Consider the following 16818-nt stretch of genomic DNA (forward strand, 5'->3'; position numbering starts at 1 on the left):
TTCGACCCAAGCTTACTGAGCTGCCGCAACAGCAAGATTATCAAGCTTCATTTGCAGCAGTGGGTTGTTGGCATTTTTTTCTAATGCACTAGAGTATGCTAAACGCGCATCATCGAACTTATCTTGTTGCTGATATACATCCCCTTTAAGTTCGGATACTTCTGCAGAGAATGCGTCGTTTGATACGTTGCCAAGCGTAGACAACGCAGCATCGAGCTGGTTCATTTCAATTTGCACACGGGCTAGGCGAAGGGACGCCAATTCTTTCATTTGCGCATTTTCAGCAAATGTGATCACCTCATTTAAATGAGAGGCCGCAGTGTCTAAATCACCTGAATCAGCTGCTTTTTTAGCAGCGAGTAAGTTTGCGATACTGGCATAACCTGTATCTTTATTTTCTTCAATAAACGATTTTAAACTGGCACTACTTCCCTCTTCAGCGAAGGTTTCTACCGCCGATTGATAAGCAACGGAAGCGGCTTCTTTGCTTTCAATTTGCATATCTGAATATTGACGCCATCCAAAAAGACCACCTAGGCCTAAGGCAGCACCCACAATGATGGCAGTGCCATGCTCTTTCCAAAAACGCTTAATCGCTTCAACTTGTTGTTCTTCTGTTGCGAACTGTTCCATGATGTCCTCTTCTTATTTTTCGCTCAGCAGTTTTAAAACCGTATCTGATAGGCTTTCAAAACTCACTGTAACTTGCTCTTGACCATCGCGAAGGGGCTTAACGCCTACTTTGCGTGATTGCATTTCGTCCGAACCTAAAAGTAGCGCTAGACGAGCACCGGTTTTATCCGCGCGCTTTAATTGTTTTTTAAAGTTTCCGCCGCCACAATGCATCATGATGCGCGTATCGGGCAATTGGTTTCTCAAGTGCTCTGCGACTTCAATAGCATAAGACTGGGCGTCATCGCCCATAGCGGTCACATAGACATCAGCAAAACTGTCGTCTTGGCCTTCATCAGTCAGCGTGGTTAACAACAACACTAAACGTTCTATACCCATTGCAAAACCAACCGCCGGTGTCGCTTTACCACCAAGTTGCTCTACCAAACCATCGTAGCGCCCGCCGGCGCATATCGTACCTTGTGCGCCTAAGCTGTCCGTTACCCACTCAAATACCGTTCTATTGTAATAATCTAAGCCTCGCACTAATCGAGGATTCACTTCATAGGCAATGCCAACTTCGGTTAATCGTGCGCAAAGAGTTTCAAAGTGCGCTTTCGATTCTTCGTCTAAGTGGTCGATAAGAGAAGGGGCATCGGCGATGGCAGCTTGAACCTCTGGATTCTTGCTATCTAGAACGCGAAGTGGATTAGTTTCCAATCGACGAAGTGAGTCTTCATCTAGCTGATCCGCTCTCGCCTTTAAAAATTCAACGAGCGTGTCGCGGTAAGCAGCACGCGCTTCATTAGAGCCTAGCGTATTGACTTGCAGCGTAACGTGCTTTTCAATACCAAATGCTTTCCAAAAACGAGCGCTGAGTAAAATAACTTCTAGGTCAATATCTGGCCCGTCTATTCCGTATGTTTCTACACCAAACTGATGAAACTGACGGTAACGACCTTTTTGTGGACGTTCATGGCGAAACATTGGCCCCATGTACCACAAACGTTGCTGTTGGTTATATAACAGCCCATGTTCATTTCCGGCTCTTACGCAGCTCGCAGTGCCTTCAGGACGCAGCGTTAAGCTATCGCCATTTCTGTCTTCGAACGTGTACATCTCTTTTTCAACAATATCAGTGACTTCACCGATAGAGCGTTTAAAGAGGTCGGTACTCTCGACAATGGGCGTGCGTATCTCTTGGTAACCGTAATTCGCCACAACCTGTCGAAGTACAGATTCTACTTTTTGCCATGTACCGGAAATCTCCGGTAGGCAGTCATTCATGCCTCGAATTGCCTGAATAGTCTTAGCCACTTGAAATTCTCATACTGCTAAATAGTGAAAAGCCCCGCATTATAGGGGCTTTGGGAACAAACAACAACGTTGCAGGCTTAGTCTTTTACCGATACCTGGATTTTGTTTTCTTCGCTCATCCGCATCGCTTTCGCGCGAATTTTGGCTTCTAACTTATCAACGAGGTCGTCGTTAGCTAAACGCTCTTTTACGCGCTTGCCATCTTCGTACAAACCACTCATGTTGCGAGCGCCGGTAAGCCCTAAATCTGACACTTCTGCTTCTCCTGGACCGTTGACAACACAGCCGATAATAGAGACGTCCATAGGCGTTAAGATATCTTCAAGACGCTCCTCTAGCGCATTTACTGTGCCTATCACATCAAACTCTTGGCGAGAGCAGCTAGGACACGCAATAAAGTTGATACCGCGAGAGCGAATACGTAACGACTTAAGAATATCAAAGCCTACTTTTATCTCTTCTACAGGGTCGGCTGCAAGAGAGACGCGTATGGTGTCGCCAATGCCTTCGGCGAGTAGCATGCCAAGCCCTACCGCGCTTTTGACCGCGCCTGCACGCTGTCCGCCAGCTTCTGTAATACCTAAATGCAATGGCTGATCAATTTTTTGCGCGAGCAGCCGGTAGGCACCAACGGCCAAAAATACATCCGATGCTTTCACGCTAATCTTAAATTGATCAAAATTGAGTTTGTCGAGAATGTCCACGTGACGCATGGCAGATTCAACTAACGCTTCTGGCGTAGGCTCACCGTACTTCTCTTGTAAATCTTTTTCTAACGATCCGCCGTTAACCCCAATTCGAATAGGGATATTGTTGTCTTTAGCGCAATCTACTACAGAACGCACGCGCTCCATGTTTCCAATATTACCTGGGTTAATACGCAGACAATCCACGCCATACTCGGCAACTTTTAAAGCAATGCGATAATCAAAATGAATATCTGCCACCAAGGGCACGCTTACTTGGCGCTTAATTTCTTTAAACGCTTCAGCTGCGTCCATGGTTGGCACGGAGACTCGCACAATGTCGCCGCCTACAGCTACAATTCTATTTATCTGAGCAACCGTTGCAGCAACATCTGTAGTGAGCGTATTCGTCATCGATTGAACAGCGATGGGAGCGCCATCACCTATAGGAACATTTCCCACATTAATACGTGTGGACTTTCTGCGTTTAATAGGGCTTTCTGCAAACATCTAAATACCTATAAAGGAAGCGTGAAACGAGCTATTTTTCCATTTTGAAACGATGTGATATCTGCTAGCTCGCCATTAACTGATATGCGCACATTATCAGGTGCGCCAAGGGTAACTGCAACAGGAGGAATACCTTGAATGTCCATTACCCGTCCCTGTTGCTTTACGCCAGTGGCGATAATCTCTCCGGTGGCATCCGCAATATTCACCCAACAATCTTCACTGAACGTAAAGGTCATCGATATAGGCGCAGCGGTCTCGTTTACATTTAAATCGACATCTTCGCCTTCTGTCATACTGCTGACAAGCGCGGTAAGATTATTGCTGTCGTTAATTTCTGATGGCGGCGCTGAAATTGAACCGCTGTCTAGACCGTCGCGACTTGTAAGGTTAGAGGGAGAATTTGATAACGCTGACGAAGAAGCGCTGCTAGCGTCTTGAGCAGTGCGCGTTGAATTCTCGCCAGACATTGGTGCATTGCCTATAGAGATTTCATCATCAGAGATTGAAGATTCAGTCTCCGGCGAACGTGCTTTCGCTATGGCCTCCTCTTTCACCGACTCAATTAATGATGCATCTGTTGTTGTGTCGTCACCAGGCTGCTGATACCACCACAACACCACGCCACCAATTATAATTAGCAGAATAATGTAAGTCACCATCATCCAGCGGTCATCATGTGTCTGTTTTGCGACACGTTTTGAAAAGCTTTGAAGTTTATCAGATGACGGTACTTCAGATTGATTATGAAAGCGCTCAAAGGCCTCAATAACATCATGTGAAGGCAACCCTAGTTGCTTAGCGTAATTTCGAACATAGCCTTTGGTAAACGTAACTGATGACTTTTCATCAATAACATCATTTTCTAAATCATTGATTTGAAATGCTTTTAAGAAAAGCTTACTGGCAATTTCTTGTTGTGAGAGACCTAACGCTTCTCTGCGCTCTTTTAATAAGGTCCCAGGACTTGGCGTACTTTTTTCTTGTTGCGATGTGACTTCTTGACTCGCGTTTTCTTCTGACACCATTAACCTTTATTCCTCCTGCATACTCGGTGGTACTAACCAAAGCTTCTGACCAGCAATAATAGCGCCAGCATTGTCTAGGTTATTCCACTTTTGCAGCGTAGACATCTTAATATTGTATAACAACGAAATACGATATAAGTTTTCCGTCTCTTTTACTACATGGAATTTACTCGTTTGGTCGGATAAATCAGGCTTTGCGGCAACATTTTCATTGTTTGCATCTTGCGCCAAGGGATCGCCCGCTTTCACCTTTTCAGCGCCAAGCTCTGAAGCGGCTGATTTGGCCATTGTTTTTGACCTTTCATCAGAGCTCGACTCTGGAGCAGATTCAGGGGCTGGCGCTGAATCAGTTGACTGCTCGTCGCTATTCACAACTAACACCGTTTGCTCTGTGGTTGGTCTTAGTATCGAGCCACTTTGATTTGCGCTTACACCGTTTCCATTTCCTGAGTCTTTCACCACCGTTTTGACGGTTTTAATTACCTTAGCATTTAGGTTTGAGCGCTCTGCCAAATAGCGTTTCGCTAAAGTGCTATTAGGGAATAACGACAATAACATATCTCCATAACCCTTTGCGGCAGCGTCATCTTTCTGCCCCTTTGCAATTTCAAATGCTAACCACAGTGAATCAGGTGATACTTTTGCAACCCGTTCATAACGACGAAGGGCAGATTTTGCCTTTTGCCACTGCTCAGTAGCGACGTAAAGTTCGGTAAGCAGGAAAAGTGTTTTCGCGCGTGCGGGTTGATGCTTTAGCGCGTTCTCAAAATACGCTATGGCGTCTTGAATATTATTTTGTGATTGAGCGCAAAGGGCTAAATTTTCGTAGGTTTGTGCAGCATTTGAATACGAGCGATTATCGATGGCGCGTAGAAAATATGTTTTAGCTTCGTCGTACTGGCCGTTTTGGCATTTGAAGGCGCCAAAGCTGTTGGCGATATCGCCATTGTCAGGTTCAATGTCTAGCGCGGTAATATAGTATTCCTCAGCACGCTGATTTTCCCCTACCAGTTGGTAGTAATAGGCCATTGCATATTGTACATCGGCCGAGCGCGGATCAAACTCTATCGCTTTATCGAGGTTGCGCTTCGCTTGAGTGTAATTGTTGTTTTGAAGGTAGGTAAGACCTAATGACATGCGCGTTCGAGCCGCTTCCTCAGGATCGAAATCAGCATTGTTAATGCCTGTTTGGCTGCTGCTAACACAGCCCACAATGAATAGCGATGCGCCCACTAATGCGGCGCGCATGCTGCTTCTTAATCCTTTTTGCAGTCCAGTTGGCATAGTCTTACCCTAATATCTTAATGATTATTGGGCCATTTTTACTGAAATTGCTTCGCCCTTCACCTGTTTTTTTAACATTCTTTTTGTTCTGTCGACAACATCGCCTACTAATTGACCACATGCAGCATCAATATCGTCGCCACGGGTTTTGCGAACAACTGTCGTAAAGCCATATTCCATTAGCACTTTAGCAAACCTATCTATTCTAGAATTACTAGAACAGGTATACGGTGACCCCGGATAGGGATTAAATGGAATAAGGTTAATTTTACTTGGCGTATCTTTCAGTACTTTAGCTAGCTCGTGTGCCTGCTCGGTACTGTCGTTAATGTGAGAGAGCATAACATACTCAACCGTCACTCTGCCCTGGTTTGCTTTAGACTTTGCCAAGTAACGGCGTACGCCAGCAAGAAACGCTTCAATATTGTATTTCTTATTTACAGGTACAATCTCATTGCGCAATTCATCATTCGGCGCGTGTAGTGAAATGGCTAACGCTACGTCTATCTGATCGCCCAGCATATCCAGCGCTGGCACTACACCTGACGTGCTCAATGTAACGCGACGTTTTGACAAACCAAAGCCAAAATCGTCTAGCATGATGTCCATGGCTGGAACCACATTTTTAAGGTTAAGTAAGGGCTCGCCCATTCCCATCATGACCACGTTGGTAATGGGACGTTGGCTAGTATCTTTTGAAAGACCTAAAAATGTAGCTACGCGCCACACCTGACCAATAATCTCGCTCACACTAAGATTACGGTTAAACCCTTGCTGAGCCGTACTGCAGAAGGTACATTCAAGGGCACAACCTACTTGTGAAGATACACACAGTGTGGCTCGCTCTTCCTCAGGGATCCAAACAGACTCTACTTCTTGGCCGCCCTCTAGTGTGAGTGCAAACTTGATAGTGCCGTCACTGGCCTCTTGAAAATAAGCAATTTCGGGCGCTCTTATCTCACAATTTTCAATAAGCATGGCACGAAGATTTTTATTGAGGTTACTCATTTTCTCAAAATCGCTTTCGCCCTGCTGATAAATCCACTTCATTACTTGATCAGCACGAAATGGTTTCTCTCCTTTTTCCTTGAAGAAATTGCGCAAGCCTTCGCGATTTAAATTTAATAAGTTTGTTTTTGCCATGAATAAAATGACCCTTTTACCTTGCGAGGATTACTACCTCGAACTGCTTAATTAAGAGTGCTAGTACTGTGCGTTGTACTTCAGAAGCGACTAAAGACAGTCACACTTTAACGAAGAAGTGTGACTGTCTTTAGTGCTGCACATAAAACACCGATACTGACGCTTTTTACTCTATTACTTCCTAACTTTCGCTAGGTTATCTTTAACTGCCTATGCACATTTTGCTTAATCTTTACTCAACCTTTGCAATAAGGATTTCCCTAAAGATTAGCGCTTAAAATTTGTGCAAATTCTACCATGTATGCCTTTGCATAAAAAGAAATACCAGTGCGCATAGATAATTGCCCACTTCAGGTATAAAAAAACGAGGCAGGAGCCTCGTTTCAGAGTTTAAAAAACTCTACTTTAATTTGACTACGTACTTAGCGAGTACGTGGGCAAATCTCTTCTTCTGAGAAGAAGTATGCAATTTCACGAGCAGCAGATTCAGGTGCATCAGAACCGTGAACCGCATTTTCGTCGATTGATGCAGCATAGTCAGAACGAAGCGTTCCAGCAGCAGCATCAGCTGGGTTAGTTGCACCCATGATTTCACGGTTAGCTAGTACAGCGTTTTCGCCTTCAAGCACCTGAACCATAACTGGGCCAGATGTCATGAAATCTACCAAAGCACCAAAGAAAGGACGTTCTTTGTGTTCTGCGTAGAAACCTTCCGCTTGCTCTTTGCTCATGTGTAACATCTTAGAAGCAACGATACGAAGACCAGCAGATTCAAAACGGTTGTAAATTGCGCCGACTACGTTTTTTGCTACCGCATCAGGCTTGATAATCGAAAAAGTGCGCTCAAGAGCCATGTTTTTTCTCCAAACAAATAAGTGTGTTTTCAATTTTGGCGGCGAATTATAGGCAATAATGACCGCAATGACTAGTGACTATTTGTAAAGCGACTCAGTCACCTTGAGCTTTAGCGTTTTACACTGCCTCGTGGGCACATGAAAGCATTGCTAGTATGCTACCAAACCCTTGTATTTAAAGTATTAATTTAGAGAACACAGTCCATTTGAGCAAAATGTTCATTTAACCAAAATACTGAGTGGTTAATTTTGCCTTTTAAAAAAAAGCTCGTCTACACGTTCTCGCGAGCTAAATCTTGTATTTTGCCTACGATGGCGCGAAGTCCGTTACCACGGGTGGGCGTAATATGACGCTCTAAATCTAAAGCTTCAAAGTACCCGTCCACATCAAACTGTGTGATGTCTTTCGGCGATTTATTGTTATAGGCAGCAAGCACTAGCGCCAGAAGACCTTGAACAATCACCGCATCGCTGTCTACATCAAACGTAATTTTACCGTTATCGAAAGATTCAACCAACCACACACTACTTTGGCAACCTTTTACCAAATGTTCCGGTGTTTTCTCACTTTCTGGTAAGCCAGGAATGGACTTACCTAAGTCGATAATGTATTGATAGCGCTGTTCCCAATCATCGAAAAACGCTAAGTCATCAATAATTTCTTCACTGCTAGGCAACTTCATCTTTTGTCCTGTTTTTAATTTAAAAGAAAAGGCCAGCTTCTAGCTGTGCTTCTTCACTCATCATTTCACGAGACCAAGGTGGATCGAACACGAGCTCAACATTTACTTTATTTACATGAGGAACCATAGCAACGCGGTACTCTACGTCGCCAACCAATACCGGCCCCATGCCACAACCAGGTGCGGTTAATGTCATATCAATGTCCACAACCCCACTCTCTTGTTGAATATTGACGGTGTAAATAAGCCCAAGAGAAACAAGATTGATAGGAATTTCTGGGTCAAAAATCGTTTCTAGCGCGTCCCACACTTGCTGCTTGCTTATGTTTCCATCGCTAGGCTCGTCAAAACTGAGCATCATTTCTTTACGACCAATGGCCCCGGCATCGGTACCGTCGATACGGTACATATTGCCTTTCCAAGTGATGGTATAATTACCACCTAACTCTTGGGTTATGCTGACGAATTCGCCTTCGGGGATAACAACAGGATTCCCCGCCGGTACCAAACGCGCTTTACATTCGCGCTCAGTTACCACCATTTTTTGCTTCATAAACTGCTAGTGCTCTATTATTTTTGCGTGAGACCGTATTCTTTTGGGGCTGTGTGCTTGTGAGACTGAGTACTTGTGAAACTGAGTACTTGTGAAACTATGTACTTGCCAGATTAACCGACATTAAAGCTCTCGCCACAACCACACTCATCAACTACATTAGGGTTATTATATTTAATCACCCCGTTAACACCTTCTTGCACGTAATCAATTTCAGTGTTTTTTAAAAGGCCCGTTGCATCCGCAGCAATAGCCACGTTTAGCCTAGGTGAAATCTCAATAATTTCATCATCATCTTTTGCGCTATCTGCAAAATCCAGCACATAGGCATATCCAGTACAACCGCTCACTCGCGTTGATAGACGAATTAACTGACCAGGCTTTTCTTTAAGCTTACTTTCGAAATGCTTAACGGCACTGTCTGTTAGCGAGATGAGTTGTGTACTCGGTACAAACGTTTCAACACTCATAAAGCCCCCTTAGGCCAACATCATTTTAGCTTTTTTAAGTGCAGCAAAAAGGCTGTCCACTTCTTCAAGCGTGTTATAAATTGAAAATGAAGCGCGGGCAGTTCCAGGAATACCAAAGCGCTTCATTAATGGCTGCGCACAATTGTCGCCAGTGCGAATTGCAACACCTTGCCTATCGAGAATAAAACCAATATCTGCAGGGTGTGCACCGTCGAGTAAAAAGCTTAATACACCAACTTTATCCGGTGCGGTGCCGACTATTTTCATACCCTCTAGCGCTTCTGCTTGCTCTGTTGCATAAGACAAAAGGGCATGCTCGTGTTCATGTAGCGCGGCTACATCGAGCTGCTTGAACCACTCAACCGCAGCGCCCATTCCGATGGCACCGGCAATATTTGGCGTGCCTGCTTCAAGTCTATTAGGCAGTGCCCCCCAAGTCGCCTCGTGGTAAGAGACATCTTTAATCATCTCGCCGCCTACTTGCCAAACTGGCCAAGACTCTAAAATCTCTTTTTTACCCCACAAACAACCAATACCGGTTGGACCGAAAAGTTTGTGACCAGAAAAAACATAAAAATCACAGCCAATGTCCTGAACGTCAACACCGCCATGAGCGATACCTTGCGCGCCATCAACAAGCACCCAAGCACCTACTTGCTTCGCTTTTTCTGTCAGCGTTTTAATCGGGTTTACCGTGCCTAGCGCATTTGATACGTGAGGAAATGCCACTAGCTTAGTTTTACTCGAAAGCAGCTTTTCAAACGCATCAATGTCTAGCTCACCGTTATCAAATATAGGCACAATATTAAGCGTAGCACCTGCTTTACGACAAGCCTGCTGCCATGTGACTAAGTTCGCGTGATGCTCAAACTCCGTCGCCATGACTTCGTCGCCCTCGGCTAAAAGCTGAGCAAGACCGTTTGCCACTATGTTGATAGCCTCGGTTGTTCCTGCAGTCCAGATAACTTCTTCACGGGCATTCGCATTGATAAAGCTCGCTACGCTTGCTCGCGCATTTTCGTAGCGACGGGTTGCCTCATCTGACAAATGATGCGCACCACGATGAACGTTAGCATTAGTGCCGGTATAAAAATCGACAATGGCGTCAATCACCGCCTGCGGCTTTTGCGTGGTCGCAGCGTTATCTAGATATACCAGCGACTTCCCATCTACCGTTTTAGAAAGAATAGGAAACTGGGCACGAAGTGCAGCAACATCTAAGCTCATTTCACCTCCATCTGGGAAAAACGTTCGCTGAGTAACGGCTGTAACCATTCGCGGATTGCGCTATTTGGTACATCGTTAACCAACTCCTGAATAAACCCAAAATTAAGCATAACCAAGGCTTTGCTGCGCGGTACACCGCGAGTAAGCAGGTAATAAAGTGCTTCTTCGTCAATTTCAGCTACGGTTGCACCGTGAGCACACTTAACGTCATCAGCATAAATCTCTAACTCAGGCTTTGTATTAATAACACCGCGGCGAGAAAGCAATAGATTGCGGTTGTTAAGCTCTGCCAAGGTCTTTTGTGCATCACGGTGAATATGAATTCGGCCGTTAAATACAGCGCGAGCCTTATCGCCCACAATACCACGGGCATTTTCTTCTGTGGTACCGTTTGGCATTGCATGCTCAATAGTTGAGTGAAGGTCGAATAACTCACCCTCTGCCAACAAATAAATAGCATTCATTTTGGCATCGGCAAACTCACCAGCGTGATGAATATCCACATCTAGGCGAGATAAATCGCTTCCGTAACCCACCAAAGTAGAATTCAGTGTAGAGCGATTGTGCAATTTGAAGTGACTTCCACCAAGCTGCTTAGCCGCCGCTGTAAACATAGCAAAGCGGTAGTGCTCTAAATGAGCATCATCAGCAATATCGTATTCAGCAAAAGCAGTAGTTAAACTGTCTACATCACCCACACCCTGCTCAATCACAGTGGCGCAGGCACCCTTTGCAACTTTTACAACAACACGGGTATGAGCATCGACGTTTTGCGTGGCCATGTTAACAATGCGCACTGGTGTATCAATTTTGGCGTTTTCTTCGACGCTGATAAAAATACCATGCTCACACAATGCATCATTGACCAAACCAAACATATGTCGCGCAGGCTTGATTTGCCCGTAAATACTCGATATTGCTTGTTGAGTTGCCTCATCGTCATGCTTAAGCGACGTGATTCTCATGCCTTTTGGTACATCTAGCGTATTCACCTGCGTTGCCAATACGCCGTCAACAAACACTAAATCGATAGCATTTAGGTTATCGATAGCGGGTACCGGTAGAACGTCGGCCTGCGTTGTCGTTTTTGCTTCGCGCTTTTCTACAGAAGTAAGCGGCGTAAAACGCCAGCTCTCGTTTCTGCGAGCTGGCCAACCATCGGCTTTTAATTGAGTTAAGGCCTGCTGACGCACGGGCGCTAAATAATCGTCGAATTGCGCCCCATCAATGACCTGTTGTAGCCATTGACTCATGCCTCTGCCTCCTCGTACGCCTTCCCTAGGAATGCGTAACCTTCTTTTTCTACCTCGTGAGCAAGTGATGCATCACCGCTTTTCACAATTTTGCCGTCGGCAAGAATGTGCACGAAATCTGGTTTGATATAATCAAGTAAACGCTGATAGTGCGTTACTACGATAAAGCTACGCTTACCGTCGCGCTGACTGTTTACGCCGTTGGCAACAACTTGAAGAGCATCGACGTCAAGGCCTGAATCTGATTCATCAAGGATGCACAGTGACGGCTCTAACAAAATCATTTGCATGATTTCGTTACGCTTTTTCTCACCACCTGAGAAGCCTTCGTTAACACCACGCTTGAGAAAATCTAATGGCAGCTGCACTTGTTTGCAGGCTTCTTTAGCCTTTTTCAAAAACTCAGCAGCTGTCAAAGCTTCTTCACCACGTTCTTCACGCATGGCATTTACAGACTCTTTCATGAATTCCATGTTGCTAACACCAGGAATTTCTACTGGGTATTGAAACGCTAAGAACAAGCCTTCACGGGCACGCTCCTCAACTTCAAGGTCTAGCAAATCTTTTCCATTAAGCGTTACGTCGCCTTCGCTCACTTCATAGCCATCACGGCCTGACAAGACATAACCTAACGTACTTTTACCGGCACCATTGGGGCCCATGATAGCGTGTACTTCACCTGGCTTAACTTCTAGGTTAAGACCTTTAATGATATTTTTTTCTTCTACGCTGGCATGTAAATTCTTTATACTAAGCATTGATTACCCCACTGAACCTTCAAGACTAATTTCGAGCAGCTTGCCGGCTTCTACGGCAAATTCCATTGGCAGCTCTTTGAATACTTCTTTACAAAAACCGTTAACAATCATAGAAACGGCCTTCTCTGTGTCTAAACCACGTTGGCGACACAAAAACAATTGCTCGTCACTTACCTTCGATGTTGTCGCTTCGTGCTCAACTATTGCCGACGGGTTGCGACTTTCGATATACGGGAACGTATGTGCACCACATTTATCACCAATAAGCAGCGAGTCACACTCAGTAAAGTTACGCGCGCCGTCTGCACGAGGTCCCATTTGCACAAGACCGCGATAAGCGTTGTTACTTTTACCTGCAGATATTCCCTTTGAGATAATGGTTGAGCGCGTATTCTTGCCCATGTGAATCATCTTCGTGCCGGTATCTGCCTGCTGGCGTCCGCGAGTAAGGGCTACAGAGTAGAATTCGCCTACGCTGTTGTCGCCCTTAAGGATGCAGCTTGGGTACTTCCAGGTTACTGCTGATCCAGTTTCAACCTGAGTCCATGAGATTTTAGCGTTGGTGTGTGCAATACCGCGCTTGGTCACAAAGTTGTAAATACCCCCTTTACCGTTCTCATCACCTGGATACCAGTTTTGAACCGTAGAGTATTTAATCGTGGCGTCGTCCATTGCAACTAACTCAACCACCGCGGCATGCAGCTGATTCTCATCGCGCTGCGGCGCAGTACACCCTTCCAAGTAACTCACATGGCTGCCTTCATCGGCAATGATTAACGTACGCTCAAACTGACCGGTGTTCATTTCGTTAATACGGAAATAGGTGGAAAGCTCCATAGGGCAACGAGTGCCTTTTGGAATATAAACAAATGAACCGTCGGTAAACACGGCACAGTTTAGCGCAGAGAAATAATTATCCGTACGCGGTACTACTGACCCAATGTACTTTTTAACAAGGTCTGGATACTTTTGAATCGCCTCAGAGATTGGGCAGAAAATGACGCCAGCCTCTTCTAGCTTAGAGCGGAACGTTGTGACCACTGATACAGAGTCAAATACTGCATCTACCGCAACGCCTGCTAACATTTCTTGTTCGTGAAGCGGAATACCTAACTTTTCGTAAGTACGCAGTAGCTCTGGGTCGACTTCATCTAACGACTGAGGCTTGTCTTCCATACTCTTGGGTGCCGAGTAATAAGAAATTGCCTGAAAATCAATTTTTGGGTATTCCACATGGGCCCAGTCAGGCTCTTCCATTTCAAGCCACGCATGATAAGCCTTTAGACGCCATTCGAGCATCCACTCAGGCTCGTTTTTCATTGCGGAAATGCGACGAATAATCGACTCATCTAGGCCGCTTTCAAACGTGTCCGATTCGATCTCTGAATAAAAACCAGCATCGTACTTTCTTTCTAACGCCTGTTCGATCTGTTCACTCATGTTTGGGTCTCGCTTGTTTGCCTGCATTTGCTACCTAAGCCTTCCATTCACCTTGGCTTGGAAAATTACCCCACGGTCTTGGTAATTTCCCTTAATTCACCGCACAAACCTCGTGCAGTAAGCATTTTACAATGGTGGCAGCCTTAAAAATTGGTGCGGTATTATATAATACCTGAGTAATCCACTCAAATATTCAGCGACGTATTTTGCGCTACTTGCTTTAAAAAATCTTAAGCTAACGCCACTTGCCGCAATCGGTTTGTTACATCTGTTACTTTACTTACTACGTAATCGATGTCGTCTTGGGTCGTAAATCGGCCCACACTAAATCGAATTCCTGCATGGGCCAGTTCATCACTTCGCCCCAATGCTTTAAGCACATACGAGGGCTCTAAACTTGCCGATGTGCATGCAGAACCAGATGACACGGCAATATCATTTAGCCCCATCATCAAACTTTCGCCATCTACATCTGCAAAGCTGACATTTAAAATACCCGCTATGCGCTTTTCTTCATGGCCGTTTAGGTATACGCCCTCAATCTTGCTCAGCCCATTCCATAGAGCGACACGAAGCGCTTTAATACGCTCGTTTTCAGCGTCCATGTCTCGACTCGCCAATTCGAGTGCTTCGCCCATGCCCACAATTTGGTGCGTTGCCAGCGTGCCCGAACGCATACCGCGCTCATGACCACCGCCATGAATTTGTGCTTCTAAATTAATCTTAGGACGGCGGCGAACGTAAAGTGCCCCCATTCCCTTTGGCCCGTAAAACTTGTGTGCCGACATAGACAGCAGGTCTATCGGAAGCTCATTGAGATCTATGGCAACCTTTCCCACGCTTTGTGCTCCATCCACATGAAATAACACACTGTATTGACGGCAAAGCTTCCCAATAGATTCGATATCTTGCGTTACACCTAGTTCGTTGTTTACATGCATGACAGAGACTAAGATAGTGTCGTCTCTCATTGCATTCTCTAACTCCGACAAGTTAACTAAGCCGTCGGGGCCTACCTGAAGATAAGTCACGTCAAAGCCCTGTGCTTGCAAATACTCACAGGTATCAAGCACCGCTTTGTGCTCCGTATTAACGGTAATGATGTGCGTGCCCTTAGATGCATAACCATCGGCGACGCCTTTTATCGCTAAATTATTCGACTCGGTGGCACCGGAGGTAAATACAATTTCTCTTGGGTCGCAATTTAGCGCATCGCTAACCTGATTACGGGCGATATCAACGGCTTCTTCGGCCATCCAACCAAAGCGGTAGCTTCTTGATGCGGGATTGCCAAAATTACCGTCAAGGGTAAGGCACTTCGCCATAACTTGGGCAACTCGCGGGTCTACGGGAGTTGTGGCGGCGTAATCTAGGTATATAGGAGTGGATAGCGTCATAGTCATCAATGCCTTTGTTAAAGCCTAATGCTTACTTCAATATCGTTGGCTATATTGCGAAGAGCGCTATTATTATCTTGTCGCCCTGCTACTTCGCGCACATCATGCTTTTCCATTAATTCGCCAAGTGTAATAGAGTGTAAAAAGCTTGAGATACGATCGCTTAAATCTTGCCATAAGCTGTGTGTTAGACAGCGGTCGCCGCCCTGACAGTCAGCTTGACCTTGGCAACGTGTGGCGTCTATTGATTCATCAACCGCTGATATCACTTGACCAATGGCAATCTCATTGGCGCTGCGGCCAAGTAAATAACCACCGCCAGGACCACGTACGCTGTCTACCAGCTTCTCTTTGCGCAATCGCGAGAATAGCTGCTCTAAGTAAGAAAGCGATATTTCTTGTCTTTCAGATATATCGGCAAGGGGAACAGGGCCACGCTTTGAATGTAATGCAACATCAAGCATCGCAGTTACCGCATAGCGACCTTTAGAGGTAAGTTTCATTATTGTCTCCCGCCTTCACTGTATAGCGGAATTTTTACATACCTGACTAAAATGGTCAAGTATAAGACCTAGTAATTTAGTCAGGTATTATTTCAACGTCATTTAATTAATTAGATAAATGCGCTAATCGAAGATTGCAACACTCTTTATATTAATAAGGACAATAATATTTAAAAGATACTATTTAAAAGATACTATAAGAACGAGTACTGCTGCACCCCTCTCTTAATAAGCAGAAGTTAATAAATAGAATGGCGCATTAAGTAGCTGCATCAAATAGCTGGATCGAATGACTTGTGGGTACTGCTATCTTGTTGAGCTTCGTTTAACTCAAAGCCAGTATCAGCAAAATCTTCCGCGCTAATATTATGAAGGTTTTCTGTGCATACATCGCCGCCAAGAGACTGAATAACCTTACACATCTCTTCTACTTTTGTGTCCATCTGATGCATATGCTCAAGCATAATTCCCATGGCATTGGCTACGGGGTCAGGATTATCTGGTGCTACGGCATAGGCGTCGAAACCGTATTTCTGTGCGATTTTGTCTCGTTGAGGATTAACGGAAACGCTGGCATCTTTTTGCTTGGTAACAATAACTCTTCCTGGAATACCCACCGCCGTAGCGCCGTCGGGGATATCTTTCACTACAACAGAATTTGAGCCCACTTTGCCATTTTCGCCAATGGTAATAGGCCCAAGAACCTTTGCACCAGCGCCTACCACTGCGCCGTTTTTAAGGGTTGGGTGGCGCTTTCCTGCTTTCCAACTGGTTCCGCCTAATGTCACACCATGGTAAAGCGTAACGTCGTCACCAATTTCAGCGGTCTCACCAATAACCACCCCCATACCGTGGTCGATAAATACACGTCGCCCTAACGTAGCACCAGGGTGAATCTCAATACCCGTCAACCACCGATTAAACGTAGACAGCGTTCGAGCCAGCCACTTCCACTGAGCATTCCATAATGTATGACTAATTCTGTGCAACCACACAGCATGCAGGCCAGGATAATTGGTTAATACTTCAAACGTATTGCGCGCTGCTGGGTCGCGATGAAATACGCCTTGAATGTCGTCTTTTATTCGGCTGAACATGCT

The 16818-nt window shown here is 45.2% G+C and carries 17 protein-coding genes; all 17 read right to left on the reverse strand.

Annotation, left to right across the window (positions count from 1 at the left end):
- Positions 1 to 12: 12 nt before the first annotated feature.
- The 17 genes from V7R39_RS14590 to cysE all read right to left on the reverse strand — a co-directional run bounded on the left by V7R39_RS14590 (position 13) and on the right by cysE (position 16815).
- A complete protein-coding gene (locus V7R39_RS14590; protein WP_334031567.1) occupies positions 13 to 633 on the reverse strand; it encodes a YfgM family protein in 621 nt (206 codons plus the stop codon).
- A gap of 12 nt (positions 634 to 645) precedes the next feature.
- Positions 646 to 1929, reverse strand: coding sequence for a histidine--tRNA ligase (gene hisS, locus V7R39_RS14595; RefSeq protein ID WP_334031568.1), 1284 nt, complete (start codon positions 1927 to 1929; stop codon positions 646 to 648).
- A gap of 77 nt (positions 1930 to 2006) precedes the next feature.
- A complete protein-coding gene (gene ispG, locus V7R39_RS14600; protein WP_032097105.1) occupies positions 2007 to 3125 on the reverse strand; it encodes a flavodoxin-dependent (E)-4-hydroxy-3-methylbut-2-enyl-diphosphate synthase in 1119 nt (372 codons plus the stop codon).
- 8 nt (positions 3126 to 3133) lie between these two features.
- Positions 3134 to 4153, reverse strand: coding sequence for a RodZ domain-containing protein (locus V7R39_RS14605; RefSeq protein ID WP_334031570.1), 1020 nt, complete (start codon positions 4151 to 4153; stop codon positions 3134 to 3136).
- A gap of 6 nt (positions 4154 to 4159) precedes the next feature.
- Positions 4160 to 5425 carry a type IV pilus biogenesis/stability protein PilW gene (gene pilW / locus V7R39_RS14610; protein ID WP_438823551.1) on the reverse strand — a complete coding sequence of 422 codons (1266 nt, stop codon included), beginning with the start codon at positions 5423 to 5425 and terminating at the stop codon, positions 4160 to 4162.
- 36 nt (positions 5426 to 5461) lie between these two features.
- Complete coding sequence (locus tag V7R39_RS14615; protein ID WP_334031574.1) at positions 5462 to 6580, reverse strand: bifunctional tRNA (adenosine(37)-C2)-methyltransferase TrmG/ribosomal RNA large subunit methyltransferase RlmN; 1119 nt, start codon at positions 6578 to 6580, stop codon at positions 5462 to 5464.
- A gap of 422 nt (positions 6581 to 7002) precedes the next feature.
- Positions 7003 to 7434: a nucleoside-diphosphate kinase gene (gene ndk / locus V7R39_RS14620; protein ID WP_032097108.1), complete on the reverse strand. Its 432-nt coding sequence runs from the start codon at positions 7432 to 7434 to the stop codon at positions 7003 to 7005.
- Between the two features lie 272 nt (positions 7435 to 7706).
- Entirely contained in the window at positions 7707 to 8117 is a 411-nt protein-coding gene (locus tag V7R39_RS14625; protein WP_334031577.1) for a SufE family protein, read from the reverse strand.
- A gap of 19 nt (positions 8118 to 8136) precedes the next feature.
- Positions 8137 to 8670, reverse strand: coding sequence for a putative Fe-S cluster assembly protein SufT (sufT, locus tag V7R39_RS14630; RefSeq protein WP_334031578.1), 534 nt, complete (start codon positions 8668 to 8670; stop codon positions 8137 to 8139).
- A 113-nt stretch (positions 8671 to 8783) separates the two neighbouring features.
- On the reverse strand, positions 8784 to 9140 hold the full coding sequence (locus V7R39_RS14635) for a HesB/IscA family protein (protein WP_334031580.1): 357 nt from the start codon (positions 9138 to 9140) through the stop codon (positions 8784 to 8786).
- A 9-nt stretch (positions 9141 to 9149) separates the two neighbouring features.
- Entirely contained in the window at positions 9150 to 10367 is a 1218-nt protein-coding gene (locus V7R39_RS14640) for an aminotransferase class V-fold PLP-dependent enzyme (RefSeq protein WP_334031582.1), read from the reverse strand.
- The gene (sufD, locus tag V7R39_RS14645; protein ID WP_334031584.1) at positions 10364 to 11620 is read right to left on the reverse strand and encodes a Fe-S cluster assembly protein SufD; all 1257 of its coding nucleotides are present in this window, start codon (positions 11618 to 11620) and stop codon (positions 10364 to 10366) included. The genes V7R39_RS14640 and sufD overlap by 4 nt, the downstream gene beginning before the upstream one ends.
- A complete protein-coding gene (gene sufC, locus V7R39_RS14650) occupies positions 11617 to 12378 on the reverse strand; it encodes a Fe-S cluster assembly ATPase SufC (RefSeq protein ID WP_032097114.1) in 762 nt (253 codons plus the stop codon). Before sufC ends, sufD begins: the two co-directional genes overlap by 4 nt.
- 3 nt (positions 12379 to 12381) lie before the next feature.
- A complete protein-coding gene (gene sufB / locus V7R39_RS14655; RefSeq protein ID WP_032097237.1) occupies positions 12382 to 13818 on the reverse strand; it encodes a Fe-S cluster assembly protein SufB in 1437 nt (478 codons plus the stop codon).
- Between the two features lie 230 nt (positions 13819 to 14048).
- The gene (locus V7R39_RS14660; RefSeq protein WP_334031586.1) at positions 14049 to 15215 is read right to left on the reverse strand and encodes an IscS subfamily cysteine desulfurase; all 1167 of its coding nucleotides are present in this window, start codon (positions 15213 to 15215) and stop codon (positions 14049 to 14051) included.
- A 17-nt stretch (positions 15216 to 15232) separates the two neighbouring features.
- The gene (iscR, locus tag V7R39_RS14665; RefSeq protein ID WP_163104967.1) at positions 15233 to 15718 is read right to left on the reverse strand and encodes a Fe-S cluster assembly transcriptional regulator IscR; all 486 of its coding nucleotides are present in this window, start codon (positions 15716 to 15718) and stop codon (positions 15233 to 15235) included.
- A gap of 272 nt (positions 15719 to 15990) precedes the next feature.
- Complete coding sequence (gene cysE / locus V7R39_RS14670) at positions 15991 to 16815, reverse strand: serine O-acetyltransferase (RefSeq protein ID WP_334031587.1); 825 nt, start codon at positions 16813 to 16815, stop codon at positions 15991 to 15993.
- Positions 16816 to 16818 lie beyond the last annotated feature (3 nt).

The organism is Alteromonas sp. P256 (assembly GCF_036864455.1).
Classification (GTDB): domain Bacteria; phylum Pseudomonadota; class Gammaproteobacteria; order Enterobacterales; family Alteromonadaceae; genus Alteromonas.